We start from the raw sequence: 23265 nt of genomic DNA on the forward strand, positions 1-23265 counted from the left end.
CTTTTAATTTAACTTTGGTAACAAAGTTCCTGTTTTAAACTATTAATTTTAATGATATTTATCAGTTTGCGTGAAGGATTGAGGTTTTGTCGGAGCTCTTTTTGCTTTTTTTGAGATTCTTCGACGAGCTCAGAATGACAAAAAAAAAGCGACTACCGAAAGCCTGACCCTTGTGGTCACGCCCAACTACACTTCTATATTAATAACTTTTTCTATTTGAGGCGCATACTTTTTAATGGTCATTTCAACACCAGATTTCAAAGTCATTTGGTTAACACTACAACCAACACAAGCACCTTGCAATTGTACTTTTACAAGATTATCATTTTCTATAGACAACAACGAAATATCACCTCCATCACTTTGTAAAAACGGACGAATTTCTTCTAATGCTTTTTCGACATTGAGTTTAAGTTCTTCTGTACTCATAATTATTTCTTTACTGCTGAACATCCAGCCATAGTGGTTATTTTAATCGCTTCTGTTGGTGGCAAATCATCATTTCTTCTCACTACTTCTTCAACGACATTTTGCGTTAATTTTTCGAAAGCCTGCTCAAGACTCGTAGCTGTTTGCAGAGCTGCTGGACGACCAATGTCTCCTGCTTCTCTGATGCTTTGAACTAAAGGTAACTCACCTAAAAACCTTACATCTAAATCTTCAGCAAGATTTTTCGCCCCTTGCTTTCCGAAGATATAATATTTGTTATCAGGAAGTTCTTCTGGAGTAAAGTAAGCCATATTTTCGATAATACCTAACACTGGCACATTGATACTATCTTGTTGAAACATAGCGACACCTTTTTTAGCATCAGCTAGAGCTACATTTTGTGGAGTACTCACGACAACTGCTCCTGTAATTGGAAGTGATTGCATGATACTCAAATGAATATCTCCTGTTCCTGGAGGCAAATCAATTAACAAGAAATCTAATTCGCCCCAAGCCGCATCAAAAATCATTTGAGTAAGTGCTGTTGCAGCCATAGGTCCTCTCCAAACTACTGCTTGATCTGGTTTAGTAAAAAAGCCTATCGATAACATTTTTACGCCATAGTTTTCTACTGGACGCATTTTAGATTTACCGTCAACATTAACAGCTAAAGGTCGTTCTAATTCTACATCAAACATAATAGGCATTGATGGTCCGTAAATATCAGCATCTAACACACCTACTTTAAAGCCCATTTTTGCTAAGGTAACAGCTAAGTTTGCTGTGACTGTAGATTTACCTACACCTCCTTTACCCGAAGCAACTGCAATAATATTTTGAATTCCTGGAATTGATTTTCCTTTAATGACATTAGGAGCAGATTTTGTTGGCGCATCAACTTTTACATTCACAGTAATCTTTGCCTTTTCGTAAACCTTATCATGTATAGTTTTGAGAATATCTACTTCAGTTTTCTTTTTAGCTTGTAAACTTGGATTCTTTATGGTGATATCAACGATTACTTCATCAGCAAAAGTAACGACATTAGTTACTGCTCCACTCTCGATCATATTTTGTCCTTCACCAGGCACTGTAATTGTTTCGAGAGCTTTAAGTATATCTTGTTTATTTAATTTCATGTGTTTTAATCTATTGTTTTTTTACGATTACATGCTGTTCGCTATCAACCATATTCTTGAATAAGAACAATTTTAATATGCTCGTTTCATAGTCTTTTTCAAATCACGATTCTACGTAGAATCATTCTAAATGCAAAGATACTGTGAATTGTTTAGAATTTGAAACCCTTTCAATTGAAATGAGTTATAGCAGAAGTGAATTACTATATATTCATGTATTATAGAAAAATTACTATCTTTATTAATCTGACAATCAACCTTATGAAAAACTACTACATTTTACTCGCTACCCTTTTCTTCTCTTATAACCTAAGCGCACAGATTATAGATATACCTGATGCGAATTTCAAGAATGCTTTGGTGAATACAAATTGTTGTAGTACTGGAGTTACTGGTTCTGTTAATTCTGATGTTGACACCAATGATGATGGTGAGATTGATGTAAATGAAGCTTTGCAAATAACTTACATTAATGTTGATAATGAATCAATATCGTCGTTGTCTGGTATCGAGTCTTTCATTAATCTGGAGGGTCTTAGCTGCTCAAGTAACCTAATATCCAATTTAGACTTGAGTAATTCAACCAACTTGAGTTATTTGAAGTGCAATAATAATTTTCTTACTTCTTTAGATTTAAGTGGAATGCTTAATCTTGATGATTTAAATTGCAACGGTAATCAATTAACCAATTTAAACATCAGTGACTCGATAAATATGCGATGGTTGGAATGTGGTAATAATCAATTAACAAATTTAGATGTTACTGGATTTACTAGTCTTTGGGATTTAGACTGCCAAAACAACTTATTAACTAGCCTTACTATTCCAAACTTAATAAGCCTACAAGTAGTTGATTGTTCTGATAATCAACTAACATCCTTAATTGTTAATGATGAGACATTACTTGGTTTGACATGTGACAATAATCAATTAACATCTTTGGACCTATCTGCGATGACAAGTTTATATAACTTAAGGTGCAGCGACAATCAATTGACCGCGTTAAATTTGGGCAGTATGTCGCTTGAAAACATCTATTGTAATAATAATTCGCTGACAAGCTTAGACCTGACTTCTATAACTGATTTGGTAGAAGTCTATTGTACCAATAATCAATTAACAAGTATAGATTTTCCCATTCAATCAAATGAATTTAATAACTTAGATTGTTCTGAAAACAACCTAACTACTTTAGATACTTCAAACTTAACAGGATTGGGAACTTTATATTGTCAAAGCAATGCACTTAGTTCGTTGAGCCTAGGTTCAAGTCTTTCTTCTCTTTATGCATCAAACAATGAAATGAACACTTTAGATCTTAGTAACGCTCCAAATTTATATGATGTATTTGCAGATAATAACCTTTTGACTTCTATAGATCTTAGTAATTCTCAAATGTTAGAAGAATTATATATGTCTAATAATCTTTTTACTTCTATAGATTTCAGTAATTGCACAAATTTAAATACCATCTTTTTAGAAAATAATTTATTAACGAGTATAGACGTAAGTCAAAATTTTGATTTGTGTAATTTTTATTGTGATAATAATGAGTTTACGACTATAAATTTTGGTGATATTGATGTCTTTTGCGCTCCTTGGGATGTGTTTTTTGATGGCAGTCCTAATTTATCTGTGGTTTGTACTATTGAAGATAATTTTGATTGGGTTCAGGATAAGTTAACTGAATATGGTTATACCGAATGTGCAATAACATCTTATTGCTCTTTTGAGCCTAATAACGAATATTTTATTGTACAAGGTCAAGCCTTAATAGATTTAGACAATAATGGCTGTGATATTTCAGATGCTTTCGCTGTTAATCAAAATTTCAACATTTCAAGCAATGATTTTTATGATACGTTTTATGCTAATTCACAAGGTGAGTTTGAACTATATATAAGCTCTGGTTCACATACTATTACACCTACTTTTGAAAACCCAGACTATTATACGGCTTCACCATCAAGCATTACAATTGATTTCCCAACAGATGCTAGTCCGTTTATGCAAGATTTCTGCATCACTCCAAATGGTTCATATAATGATTTGGAAATCACTTTAATTCCTCTTGATGAAGCTCGTCCTGGTTTTGATACTAATTATAAGCTCATCTATAAAAACAAAGGAACGACGACCTTATCTGGAAGTGTAGACTTGACTTTTCAAGATGATTTAATGGATTTGGTTTCTGCGTCACCAACAGAAGATTCCCAATCTGCAAACATGCTTAGTTGGAATTTTACAGATTTAACACCTTTTGAATCTCGTGAGATTTATTTAACTATGAATATTAATTCTCCTATGGAAACACCTCCTGTTAATGGTGACGATGTATTGGTTTTTGATGCTTCTGTTAATTCTTCTGAAACTGATGAAACACCTGATGATAATACATTTAACCTTAATCAAACGGTTGTTAATTCTTTTGATCCAAATAATAAAACATGTTTAGAAGGTGATGTTATTTCTCCTGAACAGGTTGGTGAGTTTGTACACTATAGAATTCGTTTTGAAAACACAGGTACAGCAAATGCCATTAATGTGGTTGTAAAAGACAATATTGATAGAACCAAATATGATTTATCCTCGCTTGTGGCTTTAGATGCAAGTCATGATTTTGTGGCGAGAATTAAAGACGATGCCTCAGATTATTATGTGGAATTCATTTTTGAAAATATCAACTTACCTTTTGATGATGCCAATAATGATGGTTATGTGGTGTTTAAAATTAAAACACTCGATACTTTAGTCTTAAATGACACTTTTGAAAATGAAGCTGAAATCTATTTCGATTTTAATTTCCCTATTATTACTAATATCGCACAAACTACTGTCGCTACTTTAAGTACAGATGAGTTTGCTTTGGCGAATTCTGGTATTGTATTATATCCGAATCCGACAAGTAATATGTTACATTTAGAATCCAAACAAGCCATCAAACACATTAGCATTTATGATATCTCTGGAAGACAGATTAAAGAGATTGCTGTTATTGGCTTAAAAATGAATCTAGACATCTCAACTGAAACACTTTCTGCAGGTACTTATTTTGTGAAGATTAAAACGGAAACTAGTGAAACTATTAGGAAAATTATTAAAGAGTAGTTTATTATAACTCCTTAGAGGGATCCCAAAATATAGAAGCTAAATCTTGGATTTGATTATCGACAACTTTAATGCCTTCACTTTCTAGAAGTTGTTGCATCAAATTGGTTCCATCAAAATGATGCTTCCCTGTTAACAAACCTTTTCGGTTCACAACTCGATGAGCTGGTATATCTTTTCCGTGAGATCCATTCATTGCATAACCAACCATTCTTGCACTTCGTTTTGCGCCTAAATAATTAGCAATGGCTCCATAGCTAGTGACTCTTCCATAAGGAACTTGTTTAGCGACCACATAAACCTTCTCAAAGAAATTAAGTGTTTCTGGTTTCATATTAGAAATCCATTAAAATATTTATCAATGTAACTAAAGCAACTATACCAGTAATAACTCCAATACTCTTATTCATACTTTTTTGAGACGTAAGCTTTTTACTCTTTATCTTGTCAAAAAAGAAAATATAAACATACAACATCACTAATGTTCCTGAAGCAGCTCCAGAGCAATAGGTTAAAATACTCATAGGATCAAAAGCAAACCAACCAAATCCAGCAATTGAAATAGTCATATAAGCTTGGTAAGGAATTGGCAACACATTAATTGCAGACAAAAATATCCCTTGAAAAAAACGACTTTGCTTACTTTTAGTGTGAGAATCAATATCTGGCTTAGGCGAGGATTTAGCTAAAAACAAAAAATAGATTGTAATCAATATAAAGATAACAAGTGCAACTTGCCTGAGTATTTCAACAGTATGAGGATGATTACTTAAATAGCGAGCAAACATTGCTGCAATATAAGTTTGTAAGAAGACAATAAAACACACACCTATTGAGAACACAATGCCTCTATTATGACCCTCTTTCAGACTAATTTTAGCAGCTGTCATATTCAACAGTCCAGGAGGAATAACACCAATAAGTGCAATAATTAATCCCAGAAAAAAAATGACAGATATATTCAAAATCTATTTTATTTTAAACCTAATATACGTAATTGGTTTGTTATGCTCTAAATATTGTGACTCATAATAGGTTTGAATGTTCGTCACATCTTCTGGACTTCCCTCCTGTTTATATACATTGTGGTTAGCATAAAGCACATCATGACCTTCACCATGAAGTAAACCAAGTGTGTAACCATGCATAAACTCACTATCTGTTTTTAAATTAACAATTCCATCTGCCTTCAAAATAGTTTTATAACGTTGTAAAAACCGTGAATTTGTCATTCTATGTTTTGTACGCTTATACTTAATTTGAGGATCTGGAAAAGTAATCCATATCTCATCCACTTCATTTTCAGCAAAAGCAAAATCAACCAATTCGATTTGTGTTCTTAAAAATCCAACATTTGGAATCTCTTCTTCAATTGCAGTTTTTGCACCTCTCCAAAATCTAGCCCCTTTAATATCTATACCAACAAAATTCTTATTTGGATATTTTTTAGCCAATGCCACTTAATATTCGCCTTTACCACAGCCTAATTCTAAAACTAGAGGGTTAGAATTTTTGAAAAAAGTATCTCTCCAATTCCCTTTTAATTGAAAATCACTATGTACCAACTCATCTCGTGATGGTTGCACGACATTAGCAAAGGTTTCATTTTCTCTAAAGCGTTTTAATTTATTCTTACTTCCCACGATGTATTAAATGTTTGGGCAAAATTAAGGAAACATATTAGTATTATCTTTGTTTTTAGGTATCCTTTTATTTACAATACCAAATCGAGTTCAGCACATGCAAAACCAAACTAAAAAGAGAATTCTAGTTGCCCCTTTAAATTGGGGCTTAGGTCATGCTACTAGATGTATTCCGTTGATACACGCATTACTAGAAAACGAATTTGAGCCAGTAATAGCAAGTGACGGTATCGCTTTAAAATTATTAGAAAAAGAATTCCCTCAATTGAAAGCTATTGAATTACCTTCTTACAATATCGTTTATCCAAAAAAAGCACAATTCTTTAAATTGAAGCTGCTTAAGAACTCCCCTAAACTAATTCAGACAATAAAGGCTGAGAGTAAGCATACTAAATCTATTATTATAGATTATGGCATTGACGGCATCATTTCAGATAATAGGCTTGGTGTTTTTAGCAAAAGTATCCCTTCTGTTTTTATGACTCATCAACTAAAAGTATTGAGTGGAAACACTACTTGGTTGAGCAGTAAAATGCATCAAAAAATAATTAAACAATTTGATGAATGTTGGATTCCAGATAATTGCGGAGAAGAAAATTTAAGCGGAGATCTAGGTCATGTTAATATGATTGATATTCCTATCAAATACATTGGTCCGTTAAGTCGATTAAAAAAAACAAATATTAAAAACAAGTATGATCTTATGGTTTTACTTTCTGGACCAGAACCTCAACGAACACTATTACAAAATTCACTATTAAAGAAACTGAAAAATTATAAAGGGGATGTATTGTTTGTTAAAGGTATTATTGATGATGAATCAAAAGTATTTGTAAATGGACACATGACCATTTATAATTTTATGACAAGCAAAACCTTAGAGAAAGCTATGAACGAAAGTAAAGCTGTGTTATCAAGATCAGGATATACCACAATTATGGACTTAGCAAAACTTGAAAAAAAAGCATTCTTCATTCCAACACCAGGACAATATGAACAAAAATATCTTGCTAAACGATTAACTGAACTTGGGTTAGTTGCAAGTTGCAATCAGAAAGATTTTACTATTGAAATGTTAGAAACAATTGATAATTATAAGGGATTGAAATCAACAGATGATTTTACAAACTACAAAAAGTTATTCAGCCTTTTCCAGAGTAAATGAAAACTCACTTCCAACACCTAAATCACTTTCTACATAAATTTTTTCATCATGAGCTTCAATAATATGTTTAACGATAGAAAGGCCTAAACCTGAACCACCTTCTTTACGAGAGCCACTTTTATCAACTCTAAAGAATCGTTCAAAAAGTCGTGGTAGATTTTCATTAGAAATACCTTCACCGTTATCAGTAATTCGAACAATAACTTTACTTTTTATTAAGTTTTCAATACTAACTTCTGTAGTCCCTTTTTCTCTTCCATATTTAATTGAATTAACGACTAGATTTGTTAGCACTTGCTGAATACGTTCTTTATCAGCTGCAACCATAACAGGTTCATTATAATCCAAATCAAAAGTCAAAGTTATTTTCTTTTTGGATGCTTTCATTTCGAGCAAATCAAAAACATTTTTCACCAATTCAACAACATCAAACGTTTCAATATTTAGTCTTAAATCACCAACTTCTAATTTGGTAATCATATCTAAATCTTTAACAATGTAAATAAGGCGTTCTAAACCCTTATTGGCACGAGTTAAATATTTTTGATTTACATTTTCATCATGAATTGCGCCATCTAGGAGTGTAAGTAAATAACCTTGGACAGTAAACAATGGTGTTTTTAGTTCATGAGAAACATTACCTAAAAATTCTTTTCGATACTCTTCTCGAACTTTTAAGGTTTCTATTTCCATTTTTTTATCACGTGCATACTTATCAATTTCTTGAGTAAGTGTCGCCATATCTGTAGTAATTGGTTGTTTTCGTAATGTGGTAGATTCAAGAAGTGTTAAATCATCATAAATCCTTTTAACTCGTCTATAGATAAATCGTTCTACTCTATATTGAATGACAATAAAAGCGATTATATAGGTAAATATTGCAAAAGAAAAGAGGTATAAAAAATCAATTGAATGCAATAAATAAAAAAAAACACTCGATAAGAGCGTTAAAAAAAGAGTAACATACAACGACGTTTTAAAAGCAAATCTGTACGTTTTTTTTATTTTATTTTGCATTAATCTACAAACTTATAACCAACACCTTTTACAGTTTTAAAGCTATTATCTCCAATTTTCTCACGAAGTTTTCTAATATGAACATCAATTGTTCGTCCGCCAACAACGACTTCATTGCCCCAAACTTTATCTAAAATTTCTTCGCGTTTAAAGACTTTTCCTGGTTTTGTTGCTAACAAAGATAATAATTCGAATTCTTTTCGAGGCAATATGATTTCTTTGCCATTAAGTGATATTTTATACTCCTCTCTATTAATGATTAAGTTTCCTATTTTAAGGATACTTTCAGAGGGATCCTCTTCTTTTAATCGTCTTAAGAGTGCTTTAACTTTACTAACTAGTACTTTAGGTTTAATAGGTTTGGTTATATAGTCATCTGCTCCAGCATCAAATCCAGCCATTTGTGAATAATCTTCGCCTCTAGCAGTTAAAAATGTAATGATTGTATTACTTAATTCTGGAATTTTTCTAATTTGCTCACATGCTTCAATACCGTCCATTTCCGGCATCATAACATCTAAAATTATCAATTTAGGTTTTTCTTTTTTTGCAACATTAACAGCTTTAAGTCCATTTTCGGCTGTAATAACTTGATATCCTTCTGCAGATAAATTATAACCAACTATTTCTAAAATATCTGGTTCATCATCAACTAATAAAATTTTAATATCCTTTTTCTTCATACTTAAGTTTATAGACCAAAAATTAATTTACTGGCTCTAATACTAATGTAAAGATAGAATTAATAACAAAATCTTAAAACCACATGTCTATAAATAACATTAATATAACTTTGAGTTAATACTTATAGTTTTATCTATTTAAAATAGAGTTTAACATATTTTAATAGAACGTGGTATGAAATTTGGGTATCTATTTTAAGTTAAACACCTGTAAAACAATAATATGATGAGAAATTACATGTTTATTTTATTAGTATTTAGTTTAGTTCAATTTAGTCCTGCAAAAGTTTCATATCCAGATAAAACTGAATTAAACACTATTGAAGGGTTACATGTCTTCCCGAACCCTGTAGAAAATGGTAAAATATACATTACAACAAAGTTTAACCTTCTCAAGACCATCGAGATTTATGATGTTTTGGGCAATCGTATTATTTCTACTTCTTCAGAAAGTCAAGTACTCGATATATCAAAATTATCTTCAGGAATCTATATTCTTAAAATAAAAGAAAAGGAATTATTTGCAACTAGAAAATTGGTTGTAAGGTAATTAGACATCAATATTATTATATTGTAAAATAGTGGTTTATCTAATTAAATATTAGTGAAACCCCTTAATTCTTGTTATATTTGTTGCGCAATTTTTATTATCAATCTAATTACAATAATTATGAAAAAACTTTACTTTTTATTGGTAACTATATTAGTTACTTCTTTGTCATTTGGACAAGATTTAATCATAACAGGAACATATGATGGTCCTTTATCAGGAGGTACTCCTAAAGGTGTGGAGCTATATGTAGTTAACGACATTACTGATTTAAGCATTTATGCTTTAGGTAGCGCGAATAACGGACAAGGGACTGATGGTGAGGAATTTACATTCCCAGCTGATTCAGCTACATCTGGAGATTTCATATACGTATCAACTGAAGCTCCTAACTTTACTGCGTTTTTTGGTTTTGCACCAAATTATACTGATGGCTCTATGGCTATTAATGGAGATGATGCTGTAGAATTATTCCAAAATGGAACTGTTGTAGATGTCTTTGGTGACATCAATACTGATGGAAGCGGTGAACCATGGGACTATCTTGATGGATGGGCTTATAGAGTTGATGGTTCTGGACCTGATGGAACAACTTTTGCACTTGCAAATTGGACTTTTGGTGGTGTTGATTCATTAGAAGGTGGTATGACAAATGCCGATGCTAATGTTTCATTTCCTATAGGAACTTACTCTCCAATGGTTAATACGAATCCAGATGTGAATATTACGTCTCCTAATGACGGACAAGCTTTTGATTCTGGTACTAATACTGTAGATATCGAATTTACTACGGCAAATGCACCAGGTGCTTCTGTTACAATAACTGCAATTATAAATGGAGGTACTCCAGTTGTGGTACCTAACGCAACTAGTCCTTATCAATTAGATTCATTAGTTGATGGTGATACTGTAGTTGTAACAGCTGAATTAATTAACGGTAGTGTTTTAGATTCTGAAACGGTTAACTTTACAGTTGAATTCCCTTGTGACCTTCAAGTTGGAACCATTACTGAAACATGTGATGCAATTACTTCTGCTACAGACGATACTTATAACGTAACAATAGAATATACAGGTGGAGGAACCACAACTTACACTATCGATACTGGTGGTATAGGAACTGTAGGTGGAGATGACCCAACAAGTGTTGCTGATGGAACAATTACAATTACTGGTGTAACTGAAGGAACAGATTTTACAGTTATTTTTACTGGAAACCCTTCAAATAGTAGTTGTGATTTCACAAGAAACATTAACAGTCCCGATTGTGATCCAACTTTACCTTTACCTCTTTATGAAGGATTTGATTATACTGTTGCTTCGGAACTAAGAAATACTCCTAACTGGGCAAATATATCAGATAGTTCTGATGAAATCTTAATTGGTGGTCCTAATGGATTAACATATCCTAATCTAGCATCTAGCTCTCAAACAGGAAACCATATTACATTTGATGGTGCTGGAAGTGATTCTGCAATTGAATTTACTCCAGTAACAAGTGGAGCTATATATGCCTCTTTCTTAATAAATATTACTGATAATGCTTCTGTTGATACACCTGGTTATTTTGCTATATTAGGTGGTTTTGATGCAAGATTATGGACTGTACCTGGAGCTAATGCTGGAGAGTACCAAATAGGAATTTCAAACATTAACACTGCTCCAACTGGTGGAGAATTAGATTCAACTGTATTAACAACTGGTGCTACTGTGCTTGTAGTTATGAGCTATGATTTAACTAGTGGTTCAATTAGTGCTTGGGTTAATCCTAATGATAGTAGTTTTGGAGGTTCTGCTCCTGCTGCTAGTGCTACATCTGCTGAAGCTGGAGATATTGTAACTAGCTTTAATCAGTTTGCATTAAGACAAGATTCTGCTAATGAAACAGCGTTCACCCTTTTCGATGAATTGCGCATAGGTACTTCTTGGGCTGATGTTACACCTACTACATTATCTACAGATGAATTCAACACTAGCGCCTTTAAAGTTTATCCTAATCCAACATCATTAGGGTTTGTAAACATTCAAAGTGCTAACAATGCTAAAACTTTTGTTGCTGTTTATGACGTTTTAGGAAAAGAAGTTATCAATACTGCTTTAACTAACAATCAATTAAACGTGTCAGGATTAAATTCTGGTATTTACATCATGAAGATTTCTCAAAACAATAATTCAATTACTAAAAAGTTAATTATTGAGTAATTATTAATGTTTTAACTTATACTAAAAGCGTTACCTAAATTGGTAACGCTTTTTCTTTTTAACTACTTTTGTAGTGATGATAAACATTCAGGATATCTTTTCAATTTCTTCAGAAGAAACATTCAATACTATGGCATTGGATGTTTTTAAATTTCAGTTTGACAACAATCCTGTGTACCGTTCTTTTTGCGATTTACTATACAAACATCCTAGTGACATAAAGCGTATTGAAGACATTCCGTTTTTACCTGTTCAATTCTTTAAAAGTCATGAGATCTTAAGTTCCAATTCTAACATAGAAACTATATTCACAAGCAGTGGAACAACAGGAAGTATTACTAGCAAGCATCACATAACAGATTTGCATGTATATGAGGAAAGCTTCAGAAAGGGATTTCAACAATTCTATGGAGATATTGAAGATTATGTTATTCTTGCCTTACTGCCTAGCTATTTAGAACGAAAAGGGTCTTCTTTAGTGTATATGGTGAATGATTTGATATCTAAATCTAAACATTCTGAAAGCGGATTTTATTTAGATCATACTTCTGAACTAAAAGAACAACTCATCTCATTAGATTCAAAAGGACAGAAGGTATTACTTATTGGTATTTCGTTTGCTTTATTAGATTTAGTTGAAACACATCAATTTCAACTCAAGCATACTATCGTAATGGAAACTGGAGGCATGAAAGGCCGTCGAAAAGAATTAGTTAGAGAAGAACTACATTATATTTTAAAAACAGGGTTTGGTGTTAAAAATATTCATAGCGAATATGGAATGACAGAATTATTAAGTCAAGCGTATTCTAAAGGAAATGGTATTTTCGAATGTCCGAACTGGATGCGAATATTAACACGCGATCCTGAAGATGCACTCTCATTTCAACACCATCAAAAAACAGGTGGTATAAATGTTATTGATTTAGCAAATATCAATTCATGTTCATTTATTGCAACACAAGATTTAGGACGTGTTAATAAAAATGGTTCTTTTGAAATTATTGGTCGTTTTGATTCAAGTGATATTAGAGGATGCAATTTAATGGTATTGTAAAACCATAAAATTATTTGTAAGGCTCTAAATTTAGCTACGACTAAAGTTGCGAAGCTATGATTTTAGAATAGTTTAGAGTTCTATGAAAAAGAAAGATTAGCTTCAGTTGGTTGGTAATGTCAAACGCCTCATCACTTGATGAGGCGTTTTTCTTTATATTACTTTTAGAATAAAGTTTGTTTTCTTTCCTCTACTCAGAATTATATATTTTCCGTTTAACAAATCTTCTTCAGATAATTTATAATCTTCTTTAACCTTAACCTTATTTACTGCAATTGCGTTTTCTTTTAAAGCTCTGCGTGCATCACCATTAGAATTTAAAAAATTCGTTAAAGCAGATAGTGCGCCAATCATATCTATACCATCATCAAAATCTGATTTAGAAATTTCAGCTTGCTTTACACCTTCAAATACATCAAAAAATGTCTTCTCATCTAGAGTTACAATATCATCCTTAAACGTTTTACTGAATAAAATTTTAGATGCTTTAACAGCATTTTCAAAATCCTCCTTAGAATGAACCATTGTGGTAATTTCTTCAGCTAATCTCTTTTGTAACATTCTAAAACCTGGATCTTCTTGATGCTCTTTTAAAATAGTATTAATTTCTTTTTCTGTTAAAAAGGTAAAAATCTTAATGTATTTTTCAGCATCTTCATCACTTGAATTTAGCCAATATTGGTAAAATTTATATGGAGACGTTCTATTGGCATCTAACCATACATTTCCGCCTTCAGATTTACCAAATTTAGAACCATCGCTTTTAGTAATTAACGGACAAGTAATCGCATAACCTTTTCCTTGAGCAATTCGTCGTATTAATTCGGTTCCTGTGGTAATATTTCCCCATTGATCACTTCCTCCCATTTGAATACTACAGTTATTTTCTCTGTACAAGTGCAAGAAATCATAACCTTGAACGAGTTGATAGGTGAATTCTGTAAATGACATTCCATCAGTAGATTCCGATGAAATTCGATTCTTCACAGAATCTTTGGCCATCATGTAGTTAACAGTGATATGTTTTCCAACATCTCGAATAAATTCTAGAAATGAAAATTCTTTCATCCAATCATAGTTATTCACTAACTCAGCTGAATTAGGCACATCACTTTCAAAATCTAAAAAATGAGCCAATTGCTTTTTGATAGCTTCTTGATTATGACGTAATGTCTTTTCGTCTAATAAATTACGTTCGCTAGATTTCCCTGAAGGATCGCCAATCATGCCTGTTGCACCTCCTACCAAAGCAAAAGGCTTATGACCACAACGCTGATAATGAGCCAACAACATTATTGGTACAAGATTACCTATGTGCAATGAGTCTGCTGTTGGATCAAAACCCACATATGCAGATCGCATAGTTTCCATCAAATGATCTTCTGCTCCAGGCATTGTATCATGTATCATTCCTCGCCATTGTAACTCTTCAACAAAATTCTTTATCATAATAAATGTATCATTAATATTGCGCAAAGATAGATGTATACCTCAAAAGAAAAAAGACTAATTTTACAAAATGATTTTAGTCACAGGAGGCACAGGATTAGTCGGTTCACATTTACTTCATAAACTTGTTAGTGAAAACAAACAAGTAAGAGCCATTTATAGACGATCACATACGCTTGATCGTGTTAAACATGTCTTTTCTTATTATAACAAAGACCATAAGGTGCTTTACGATAAAATAGAATGGATAAAAGCTGACATAAATGATGTTCCTGCTTTAGAAATAGCCTTTAAAGATATTGAATATGTTTATCACTGTGCAGCTTTTGTAAGTTTTGAGCCTAATAAATATTATCAACTTAGAAACATTAACATTGAAGGCACAGCCAACATTGTTAATCTTTGTATTTCACATCATATTAAGAAACTGTGTTATGTTAGTTCTATTGCTGCGATTGGCCATGAATCTAATCCAAATCAATTTATCACAGAAGAAACTGAATGGAATCCTGAAGAAGACAATAGTGTTTATGCCATCACAAAATATGGAGCAGAAATGGAAGTTTGGCGAGGCACACAAGAAGGTGTTCCTGCTGTTATAGTAAATCCTGGAATAATTTTAGGGCCAGGTTACTGGAAAGGTGGAAGTAGCGGAAACTTGTTTCGTATTATTCATAAAGGTTTAAAATATTACACTTCTGGATCGTCAGCTTATGTTGATGTTTGGGATGTCTGTAATAGTATGGTAAAACTCATGCAAAGTGACATTAAAAATGAACGTTTTATTATAATCTCTGAAAATTTAGCGTTTAATGATTTTCAGAAAAAGGTAGCTAAAACGTTAGTTGTAAAACCAGCAAAAAAAGAAGCTAGCGCTTTTCTTTTAGAACTAGGTTGGCGTCTAGATTGGTTAACAAACAAACTTTTTGGTAAACGAAGAAAACTTTCAAAACAAATGGCAAAAACAGTCAGAAGTAAAACTGTATATGATAATTCAAAAGTTAAAAATGCTTTACAATTTAAGTTTAAGAGTATTGATGATTCTATTGAAAACGTTTCAAAATTTTACTTGAATGATTTAAAAAACAATTAATCCTTTTTTAGTAGTTTAGGCTCTTTAAGAGCCTTCAAAGGCTTGTTAATTTTGAGCGTGTCTCCAATTTTTTTAATAGAATCTAATCGTTTTTTTCGGCGCTCTTCTTCCTGATTTATTTCCTTTTGATAGTTTTCTTTTTTCGCTTTAATTTTATCTTCAACTTTCAGAATCATTTCTTCATAATCCTTTAAATTGTAGGCATAAAACTCATTACTATTAACAAATTGAAGGCTATCTATGTCATATTTTTCATAAATAAAAACAGCAGGAGTTACATTATTCTTCTCTAATGTTTTCTTGTCTGTAACCTTTGCTGCATTAAAAACAAACACATCAAAAAGAATATTGATCATCTTATCTTTGGCAATAAGATTATCGGGTTTCTTTGGTTTATCAACTTTGTTACAAGCGACATATAACACCAAAACAAGTATTAAAAGACAGTTACGCTTTATCATCTATCAAAAGTTAATCGTTTACCTGCTTTAACATCAAGAACTTTAAAATTATTGTATGCTAAAGCTCCATTTACGAACGTATGTGTAATTCTAGATTTAAAAGTTGTAGCTTCAAAAGGTGACCAACCACACTTATACAAAATGTTATCTTTTGTGACAGACCAAGGGCTGTTAAGATCAATTACCACTAAATCTGCAAAGTAACCGGGTTTTATATAACCTCGTTTTTCAACATTAAAAAGAATAGCTGGGTTATGGCACATTTTTTCAGCAATCTTTTCTAAAGATATTTTGCCTTTGTGATACATTTCTATCATGGCAACAAATGCATGTTGTACTAATGGTCCGCCAGAAGGTGCTTTAGTATATACATTACTTTTTTCTTCAATAGTATGTGGTGCATGATCTGTTGCAATAACATCAATTCTATCATCTAAAAGGGCTTTCCAAAGTTGATCTCTATCCTTTGCTGTTTTAACAGCTGGATTCCATTTTATAAAGGTTCCTTTTTTATCATAATCTTCATCACTAAACCACAAATGATGAATACAAACTTCGGCAGTAATTTTTTTGTCTTTTAAAGGAATTTTATTTGAAAATAGATGGGTTTCTTTTCCAGTTGAAAGATGAAACACATGCAATCTTGCTCCTGTTTTTTTTGCCAATTCTATTGCTTTTGAAGAAGACAAATAACAAGCTTCCTCACTTCTAATAATTGGATGTTTACTAATTGGTATGTCGTCTCCATATTGATTTATGTGCTCCTGAAGATTCTTTCTTATCGTTGCTTCATCTTCGCAATGTACAGAAATGACCATATCAGTACTACTAAAGATTTTCTCTAAAACTTTTGGGTCATCAACCAACATGTTCCCTGTTGATGATCCTAAAAATAATTTTAATCCAGCAACAGATTTTGGATCTACTTTTAATATCTCATCCAAATTATCATTTGTGCCACCGAACATAAAAGAATAATTGGCATACGATGTTTTTGAAGCTGTATCAAATTTTTTCTCTAATTCTTCAACAGTTGTTGTTTGTGGATTAGTATTAGGCATTTCAACAAACGAAGTAATACCACCAGCAATAGCTGCTCTAGATTCTGTTTCTATTGTTGCTTTGTGCGTTAAACCTGGTTCTCTAAAATGAACTTGATCATCAATTGCTCCCGGAAATACATAATTTCCTTCTACATCTATAACAATAACATCAGCAGATTTTGCACTAATAGAACTAGAAACCTCTTTTATAATGTCATTTTCAATTAAAATATCACCTTCAACGATTTGTCCTTCATTAACAATTTTGGCGTTTTTAATTAATGTTGTTTTTGTTTTCATAGATGATAATAATGAACTATTTATTAAATATACTTTTCAATTTCATGTTTATAACACCAAAAATAGCTTCAGAAATTATACTGCCACTCATTTTTGATTTTCCTTTAGTTCGGTCTGTAAAAATAACTGGGACTTCAACGATATTAAATTTTTGCTGATAAGCCTTAAATTTCATTTCAATCTGAAAGGCATAACCGACAAACTTAATATTATCCAAATCTATAGTTTCTAAAACCTGACGCTTGTAGCAAACAAAACCTGCTGTAGTATCATGAATTTTCATTTGTGTAACTAATCTCACATATTTTGAAGCAAAGTATGATAATAACAATCGCTTCATGTCCCAATTTACAACGTTTATATTATTATTAATATATCGAGAACCAATGGACATGTCTGCACCTTTAATTGCACATGCTTTATATAGGTAAATAAGATCCTTAGGGTTATGGGAGAAATCGGCATCCATTTCAAAAATATAGTTATAGTGTTTCTCCAAACACCATTTAAAACCAGCTATATACGCTGACCCTAAGCCTGTTTTCTCTTGTCTTGTCAATAAAAAAAGTCGATCATTAAATTCTTCTTGTAACTCCTTGACTTTCAAACCTGTTAAATCTGGAGAATTATCATCAACAACTAAAATATCAAATGCCATATCTTGATAAAATACAGCTCTTACGATAGCTTCAATATTTTCTATCTCATTATAAGTTGGAATAATGACAATGGCATCTCTCATGAGTTTAAGCTTGACTTCACTTTTTAATCAACTATGACAAAAGTAAGTTTTTAAACGATTAATTAATGCCTAAAAATCATAAACAATGTTAATCTTAATAAATCTCTAAAAAGTATTGAAATATTAAGTGATCACACATCAAATATTCTTTATAATTTTACGATATGCTCAGAGAAGTCATTTCTAACGATTGGTTTACCATTTTTCTAATTTTAGGATTAGCATTTATTACTTTGTGTAAATATTTATTTGCATCAAGATTTAAAGATTTTGTAACTGTCATTGGGAACTCTAAATATTTGAAAATTTATGCAAGAGATCAGAAATTTATTGATGGTTTTGACGCCTTGTTATTCCTAAATCTAATTATTTCTGTATCGATATTTTTTTATGTAGTATATGCAACGTTGGTAAGTCCTTCCGAATTCAATCTAACACAATTTTTTAAACTTATTTTTGGTATTGGTGTTCTCTTTTTAATAAAGGTGCTTTTAGAACGCTTAATTGGTAGTGTTTTCGAGATAGATTCACTAATAGATTCTTATTTATTTCAAAAAACAACTTATAAGAACTATACAGGGTTTTTATTACTTCCAATCAACTGTTTATTGATTTACACAATATCACCAAGTGAAGTTGTTATATATTCATGTTTAGGTTTGATTGTGCTAATTAATATCGTTGGATTTATAAGCTCTTTCAAAAATCATCAAAAGTTATTATTAAACAACTTATTCTATTTTATTTTGTATCTTTGCGCTCTTGAAATTGGACCCTATCTAATTTTATATAAGTTAATTAAAGATTTCAACGCTTAAAAACACTTTAATGGATATGACGAAAGTGAAAACGATTTTAGTATCTCAACCAGAGCCTAAAATAGAAAACTCGCCTTACTTTGATCTTCAAGAAAAGCAAAAGGTTAAAATAGATTTCAGACCATTTATTCATGTTGAAGGAGTAGAAGCAAAAGATATTAGACAACAAAAAGTTGATTTATCTAATTACACAGCTATCATCCTTACCAGTAGAAATTCTGTTGACCATTTTTTTAGAGTTGCTGAAGAAATGAGATTTAAGGTTCCAGATTCTATGAAGTACTTTTGTCAATCAGAAGCTGTAGCCTACTATCTTCAAAAGTATGTTGTATACAGAAAACGTAAAATTTATGTTGGCAAACGTACTTTTGCTGATTTGACACCTTTAATTAAAAAATATAAAGAAGAAAGTTTCTTATTACCCACTACAGATAAATTAAAGCCTCAGGTTCCAAAAATTTTAGATGGTTTAGATGTTAAATGGAAACAAGCTACATTTTATAAAACTGTAATTAGTGATTTATCTGATTTAGCAAATGTATATTATGATATATTAGTATTCTTTAGCCCATCTGGTATTGAATCATTATTCCATAATTTTCCAGAATTTAAACAAAATGATACACGAATAGCTGTCTTTGGAAATACAACAATTAAAGCTGTTGAATCTCACGGATTGCGGGTAGACATTGCAGCTCCTACACCTGAAACACCTTCAATGACTATGGCTTTGGAGAAATATATTAAAATAACTAACAAAGGAAAATAATGTTAGTCTCATATAAATAAAAAAAGCGATTTCAAATTGAAATCGCTTTTTTTATTTATTAGTATTGAGGCTTATTTTAAAGGGCCTCCAGCCATAATATCTTCATTAGCATACTCTTCAAACTTTTTGAAATTATCTCTAAACGTTTGAGATAATTTTAAAGCTGTTTTATAATATCCTTCATCGTCATTCCATGTTGCTCTAGGGCTTAAAACTTCACTAGGTACATTAGGACACGTTCTTGGTTGTTGAACACCAAAAACTGAATGAACATGATAATTATCTTTATTAGCATCTTCTAAGCTGCCATCCATAGCTGCTGTAATCATTGCTCGAGTGTATTTCAATTTCATACGTGTACCAACACCATAAGGACCACCTGTCCAACCTGTATTTACTAACCACACATTAACTCCAGCTTCTTGCATTTTCTTACTTAACATTTCAGCATATACTGTTGGGTGTAATGGCATAAAAGGTTCTCCAAAACATGCAGAAAAAGAAGGTACAGGCTCAGTAATTCCAGCTTCTGTTCCAGCTACTTTGGCCGTGTAACCAGAAATAAAATGATAAGCAGCTTGTCCTGGTGTTAATTTAGACATTGGAGGTAGTACTCCAAACGCATCACATGTTAAGAAGAAAATATTTTTAGGATTTCCTGCAAAGGAAGGCTCTTGAATATTATCAATATGATAAATAGGATAGCTTACACGTGTGTTTTGTGTAATACTACTATCCATATAATCTATATCTCCATTATCTTTAAAAATGACATTTTCTAAAATCGCTCCAGGTTTAATAGCTCTGTAAATATCTGGTTCTTTTTCTTCAGTAAGATCAATCACCTTGGCATAGCATCCACCTTCAAAATTGAAAATACTATTTTCAGCAGTCCAACCATGCTCATCATCTCCAATAAGCTTACGATTAGGATCTGCAGATAAAGTCGTCTTTCCTGTACCAGAAAGTCCAAAGAATATTGCTGTATCACCATCTTCTCCTACGTTAGCAGAACAATGCATTGGTAATACATTTTTATCTACTGGTAAAATCATGTTTAATGCAGAGAAAATTCCCTTTTTCATCTCTCCTGTGTAAGCTGAACCACCAACTAAAGCAATTTTCTTTGTGAAATTAAGAATTGAAAAATTCCCTTGTCTTAATCCGTATTTATCAGGCTCTGGGCAAACATATCCTGGAGCACAAAGCACTAACCATTCTTCTTCAAAATTTTCTAATTCCTCAGCATCTGGTCTTAGGAACATATTATAGATAAACATATTAGACCAAGGATATTCAGTGACGGTTCTAACATTCATCTTATATTGAGGATCAGCACAAACATAGCCATCTCTCACAAAAATTTCTTTTCCACTTAAATAGTTTTCGATTTCTGCTTGTAATTCATCAAAGTGTTCTGCAGATATTGGTTTATTAGTTTTTCCCCACCATACTCTATCAGCAGTATAATCATCTTTTACCAAGAAACGGTCTTGAGGCGAACGACCAGTAAACTTGCCAGTATTAATAGCAAGTGTTCCGTTATTAGTCTCTTTACCCATGCCTTTTTGCACAGATATTTCTTGTAATTTTTTAGGTGATAATTGATAGTGTACTGTAGCATTTTTAATACCGTAGCTTTCTAACTCAATCGTTTTCGTAGTTTGTGTATGGTTTACCATAATTTGTTTATGTTGTTTAGACTGTAAAATTAAACAATATTTTAAAGTAGCACCTTTAATTTATGAATTATCAACACTCATTTTTAAAAAGTTTATCAACAATATGAACCAAGCTATTATTAATAACAATCCTCCTATTGGAGTAATAAACCCAATACTTCTAAAATCAAAGGATGATATAGCGTTAGTTGCAAGTCCGTAAATAGAACCTGAAAAGAATATAAGACCAACAATAACTAAGTATAAAATAATGCGCTTAGTTTTTTGAGTAATCACTTTAGTATTTCCTATAAATAGAAGAAATAATGCATGATACATTTGGTATCGAACACCTGTTTCAAATGTTTGTTGAGATTCAAAAGGGATTAAAGATTTCAAACCATGCGCAGCAAAAGCTCCTAATATAATTGCCGACATTCCTAAAAGTGTTGCTGTAATAAAAATAGTCTTGTTCATATAATTGAAAAATTGGTTTTAATAACCCTTAGTATTTAGTAAATTCGTCACTACAAAACTACTCAACAAAAACCATTATGCGAAAGATTTTAGTTATTGGTGCTGGAAAATCTGCATCATTCCTCATAAAATATTTATTAGAAAAATCAACTGAAGAAAACTTACATATAATTGTAGGTGATATCAACATACAAAATGCCAGAAAACTCATTAATAATCATGAAAACGGACAAGCTATAAATCTTGATATTTTCAGTAAACATTCAAGACAAGATGCGATAGAAAATGCAGATATTGTAGTATCTATGCTTCCTGCACGTTATCATATTGAAGTTGCAAGAGATTGTATTACCTATGGAAAACATATGGTGACTGCTTCATACGTTAGTAAAGAAATGGAAGATCTTGATAATGCAGCTAAAAATAAAGGTCTCGTGTTCATGAATGAAATTGGTGTAGACCCAGGCATAGATCATATGAGTGCTATGAAAGTCATTGATGAAATCAGGTCAAAAGGTGGAAAAATGATTTTATTCGAATCTTTTACTGGAGGACTTGTTGCTCCTGAAAGTGATGACAACTTATGGAATTATAAATTCACTTGGAACCCTAGAAATGTTGTTCTTGCGGGTCAAGGAAGTGCTGCAAAGTTCTTACAAGAAGGTACTTATAAATATATACCTTACAATAGATTATTTAGACGTACCGAATTTCTAGAAATTGATGGTTATGGGCGTTTTGAAGCTTATGCTAATAGAGATTCTCTAAAATACCAAGATGCTTACGGCATGGAAGATATAGAAACACTATATCGAGGAACTATGCGTCGTGTAGGTTTCAGTCGCGCATGGAACGTTTTTGTTCAACTAGGAATGACCGATGATAGCTATCATATTGAAGACAGCGAAAACATGAGCTATCGTGATTTTATTAATGCTTTTCTACCTTATAGTCCAACAGACTCGGTTGAGCTTAAATTTAGGCACGCATTAAAAATTGACCAAGATGATATTGTTTGGGACAAACTTGAAGAGTTAGATATTTTTAGTGACACTAAAATGGTGGAGCTGAAAGATGGAACACCAGCGCAAATTCTTCAAAAGATATTAATGGATAGCTGGACCTTACAAGATGATGATATAGATATGATAGTGATGTATCATAAATTTGGTTATGAGCTTAACGGAAAAATGCATCAAATCGATTCAACTATGGTTGCAAAAGGTGATGATAGAACGTATACAGCAATGTCAAAAACTGTAGGTTTACCTGTTGCTATTGCTACTCTAGCAATACTAAATGAAAAAATCACAACACCTGGTGTTCAAATCCCGATACATAAAGAAATTTATGATCCTATTTTAGAAGAATTACAAGGCTTCGGAATTAAATTTATTGAAAAAGAAGTTCCTTATTTAGGGTATAATCCTTTAAATGTGTAATTACTAATTCTTGACAA

21 protein-coding genes and 1 pseudogene are annotated in these 23265 nt (G+C 31.9%); 9 read left to right on the forward strand and 13 right to left on the reverse strand.

All coding sequences use genetic code 11. The features are described from left to right. Positions 1–186: 186 nt before the first annotated feature. Both AB8B90_RS06095 and AB8B90_RS06100 read right to left on the reverse strand, forming a co-directional pair. Complete coding sequence (locus AB8B90_RS06095) at positions 187–429, reverse strand: NifU family protein (RefSeq protein ID WP_405334761.1); 243 nt, start codon at positions 427–429, stop codon at positions 187–189. Between the two features lie 2 nt (positions 430–431). After that, positions 432–1568 (reverse strand): P-loop NTPase, encoded by a 1137-nt coding sequence (locus AB8B90_RS06100; protein ID WP_405334763.1) that lies wholly within the window; start codon positions 1566–1568, stop codon positions 432–434. Positions 1569–1829: 261 nt separating this feature from the next. Here AB8B90_RS06100 and AB8B90_RS06105 point away from each other — a divergent pair, with 261 nt between their 5' ends. After that, the gene (locus AB8B90_RS06105; protein ID WP_405334765.1) at positions 1830–4676 is read left to right on the forward strand and encodes a leucine-rich repeat domain-containing protein; all 2847 of its coding nucleotides are present in this window, start codon (positions 1830–1832) and stop codon (positions 4674–4676) included. A 4-nt stretch (positions 4677–4680) separates the two neighbouring features. On the opposite strand, the gene AB8B90_RS06110 is transcribed toward AB8B90_RS06105, so the two are convergent. The 3 genes and pseudogenes from AB8B90_RS06110 to trmB form a co-directional block, all read right to left on the reverse strand. Further along, the gene (locus AB8B90_RS06110) at positions 4681–5010 is read right to left on the reverse strand and encodes an MGMT family protein (protein WP_405334766.1); all 330 of its coding nucleotides are present in this window, start codon (positions 5008–5010) and stop codon (positions 4681–4683) included. A 1-nt stretch (position 5011) separates the two neighbouring features. Next, entirely contained in the window at positions 5012–5641 is a 630-nt protein-coding gene (locus AB8B90_RS06115; protein WP_405334768.1) for a LysE family transporter, read from the reverse strand. Positions 5642–5644: 3 nt separating this feature from the next. After that, positions 5645–6319, reverse strand: a pseudogene (gene trmB / locus AB8B90_RS06120) (tRNA (guanosine(46)-N7)-methyltransferase TrmB). Between the two features lie 97 nt (positions 6320–6416). On the opposite strand from trmB, the gene AB8B90_RS06125 reads away from it, so the two are divergent. Continuing rightward, entirely contained in the window at positions 6417–7484 is a 1068-nt protein-coding gene (locus AB8B90_RS06125) for a glycosyltransferase (RefSeq protein ID WP_405334770.1), read from the forward strand. Here AB8B90_RS06125 and AB8B90_RS06130 read toward each other — a convergent pair. Together AB8B90_RS06130 and AB8B90_RS06135 are read right to left on the reverse strand one after the other, a co-directional pair. Next, on the reverse strand, positions 7458–8501 hold the full coding sequence (locus AB8B90_RS06130) for a sensor histidine kinase (RefSeq protein WP_405334772.1): 1044 nt from the start codon (positions 8499–8501) through the stop codon (positions 7458–7460). The genes AB8B90_RS06125 and AB8B90_RS06130 overlap by 27 nt on opposite strands. After that, a complete protein-coding gene (locus tag AB8B90_RS06135; RefSeq protein WP_405334774.1) occupies positions 8501–9184 on the reverse strand; it encodes a response regulator in 684 nt (227 codons plus the stop codon). The genes AB8B90_RS06130 and AB8B90_RS06135 overlap by 1 nt, the downstream gene beginning before the upstream one ends. 223 nt (positions 9185–9407) lie before the next feature. Here AB8B90_RS06135 and AB8B90_RS06140 point away from each other — a divergent pair, with 223 nt between their 5' ends. The 3 genes from AB8B90_RS06140 (at position 9408) to AB8B90_RS06150 (ending at position 12993) form a co-directional block, all read left to right on the forward strand. After that, the gene (locus AB8B90_RS06140) at positions 9408–9734 is read left to right on the forward strand and encodes a T9SS type A sorting domain-containing protein (protein ID WP_405334776.1); all 327 of its coding nucleotides are present in this window, start codon (positions 9408–9410) and stop codon (positions 9732–9734) included. A 120-nt stretch (positions 9735–9854) separates the two neighbouring features. After that, entirely contained in the window at positions 9855–11936 is a 2082-nt protein-coding gene (locus tag AB8B90_RS06145; RefSeq protein WP_405334778.1) for a T9SS type A sorting domain-containing protein, read from the forward strand. 76 nt (positions 11937–12012) lie between these two features. Continuing rightward, on the forward strand, positions 12013–12993 hold the full coding sequence (locus tag AB8B90_RS06150) for an acyl transferase (RefSeq protein WP_405334779.1): 981 nt from the start codon (positions 12013–12015) through the stop codon (positions 12991–12993). Positions 12994–13146: 153 nt separating this feature from the next. Here AB8B90_RS06150 and tyrS read toward each other — a convergent pair whose 3' ends face one another. After that, positions 13147–14442: a tyrosine--tRNA ligase gene (gene tyrS / locus AB8B90_RS06155; RefSeq protein ID WP_405334781.1), complete on the reverse strand. Its 1296-nt coding sequence runs from the start codon at positions 14440–14442 to the stop codon at positions 13147–13149. A 70-nt stretch (positions 14443–14512) separates the two neighbouring features. Here tyrS and AB8B90_RS06160 point away from each other — a divergent pair, with 70 nt between their 5' ends. Further along, the gene (locus AB8B90_RS06160) at positions 14513–15535 is read left to right on the forward strand and encodes an NAD-dependent epimerase/dehydratase family protein (RefSeq protein WP_405334783.1); all 1023 of its coding nucleotides are present in this window, start codon (positions 14513–14515) and stop codon (positions 15533–15535) included. Here the strand turns inward: AB8B90_RS06160 and AB8B90_RS06165 are convergent. From AB8B90_RS06165 to AB8B90_RS06175, 3 genes are read right to left on the reverse strand one after another with little or no spacing between them, the layout of a single operon-like run. Further along, the gene (locus tag AB8B90_RS06165) at positions 15532–15996 is read right to left on the reverse strand and encodes a DUF4296 domain-containing protein (protein WP_405334785.1); all 465 of its coding nucleotides are present in this window, start codon (positions 15994–15996) and stop codon (positions 15532–15534) included. The two genes, AB8B90_RS06160 and AB8B90_RS06165, sit on opposite strands and share 4 nt — an antisense overlap. Further along, on the reverse strand, positions 15993–17339 hold the full coding sequence (locus AB8B90_RS06170; RefSeq protein ID WP_405334787.1) for a dihydroorotase: 1347 nt from the start codon (positions 17337–17339) through the stop codon (positions 15993–15995). Before AB8B90_RS06170 ends, AB8B90_RS06165 begins: the two co-directional genes overlap by 4 nt. Before the next feature lie 16 nt (positions 17340–17355). Then, complete coding sequence (locus tag AB8B90_RS06175) at positions 17356–18081, reverse strand: polyprenol monophosphomannose synthase (RefSeq protein ID WP_405334789.1); 726 nt, start codon at positions 18079–18081, stop codon at positions 17356–17358. Between the two features lie 164 nt (positions 18082–18245). On the opposite strand from AB8B90_RS06175, the gene AB8B90_RS06180 reads away from it, so the two are divergent. After that, complete coding sequence (locus tag AB8B90_RS06180; protein WP_405334791.1) at positions 18246–18899, forward strand: DUF4271 domain-containing protein; 654 nt, start codon at positions 18246–18248, stop codon at positions 18897–18899. 16 nt (positions 18900–18915) lie between these two features. After that, positions 18916–19668 (forward strand): uroporphyrinogen-III synthase, encoded by a 753-nt coding sequence (locus AB8B90_RS06185; protein WP_405334793.1) that lies wholly within the window; start codon positions 18916–18918, stop codon positions 19666–19668. Between the two features lie 71 nt (positions 19669–19739). Here AB8B90_RS06185 and pckA read toward each other — a convergent pair whose 3' ends face one another. Then, positions 19740–21350, reverse strand: a complete 1611-nt coding sequence (gene pckA / locus AB8B90_RS06190; RefSeq protein WP_405334795.1) for a phosphoenolpyruvate carboxykinase (ATP) — start codon at positions 21348–21350, stop codon at positions 19740–19742. Positions 21351–21410: 60 nt separating this feature from the next. Beyond that, positions 21411–21806 carry a DUF423 domain-containing protein gene (locus AB8B90_RS06195; protein WP_405334797.1) on the reverse strand — a complete coding sequence of 132 codons (396 nt, stop codon included), beginning with the start codon at positions 21804–21806 and terminating at the stop codon, positions 21411–21413. 77 nt (positions 21807–21883) lie between these two features. Here AB8B90_RS06195 and AB8B90_RS06200 point away from each other — a divergent pair, with 77 nt between their 5' ends. Beyond that, complete coding sequence (locus AB8B90_RS06200) at positions 21884–23248, forward strand: saccharopine dehydrogenase family protein (protein WP_405334799.1); 1365 nt, start codon at positions 21884–21886, stop codon at positions 23246–23248. The last annotated feature ends 17 nt before the right edge of the window (positions 23249–23265 follow it).

The sequence above is a fragment of the Psychroserpens sp. genome (assembly GCF_045105015.1).
Lineage (GTDB): Bacteria > Bacteroidota > Bacteroidia > Flavobacteriales > Flavobacteriaceae > Psychroserpens.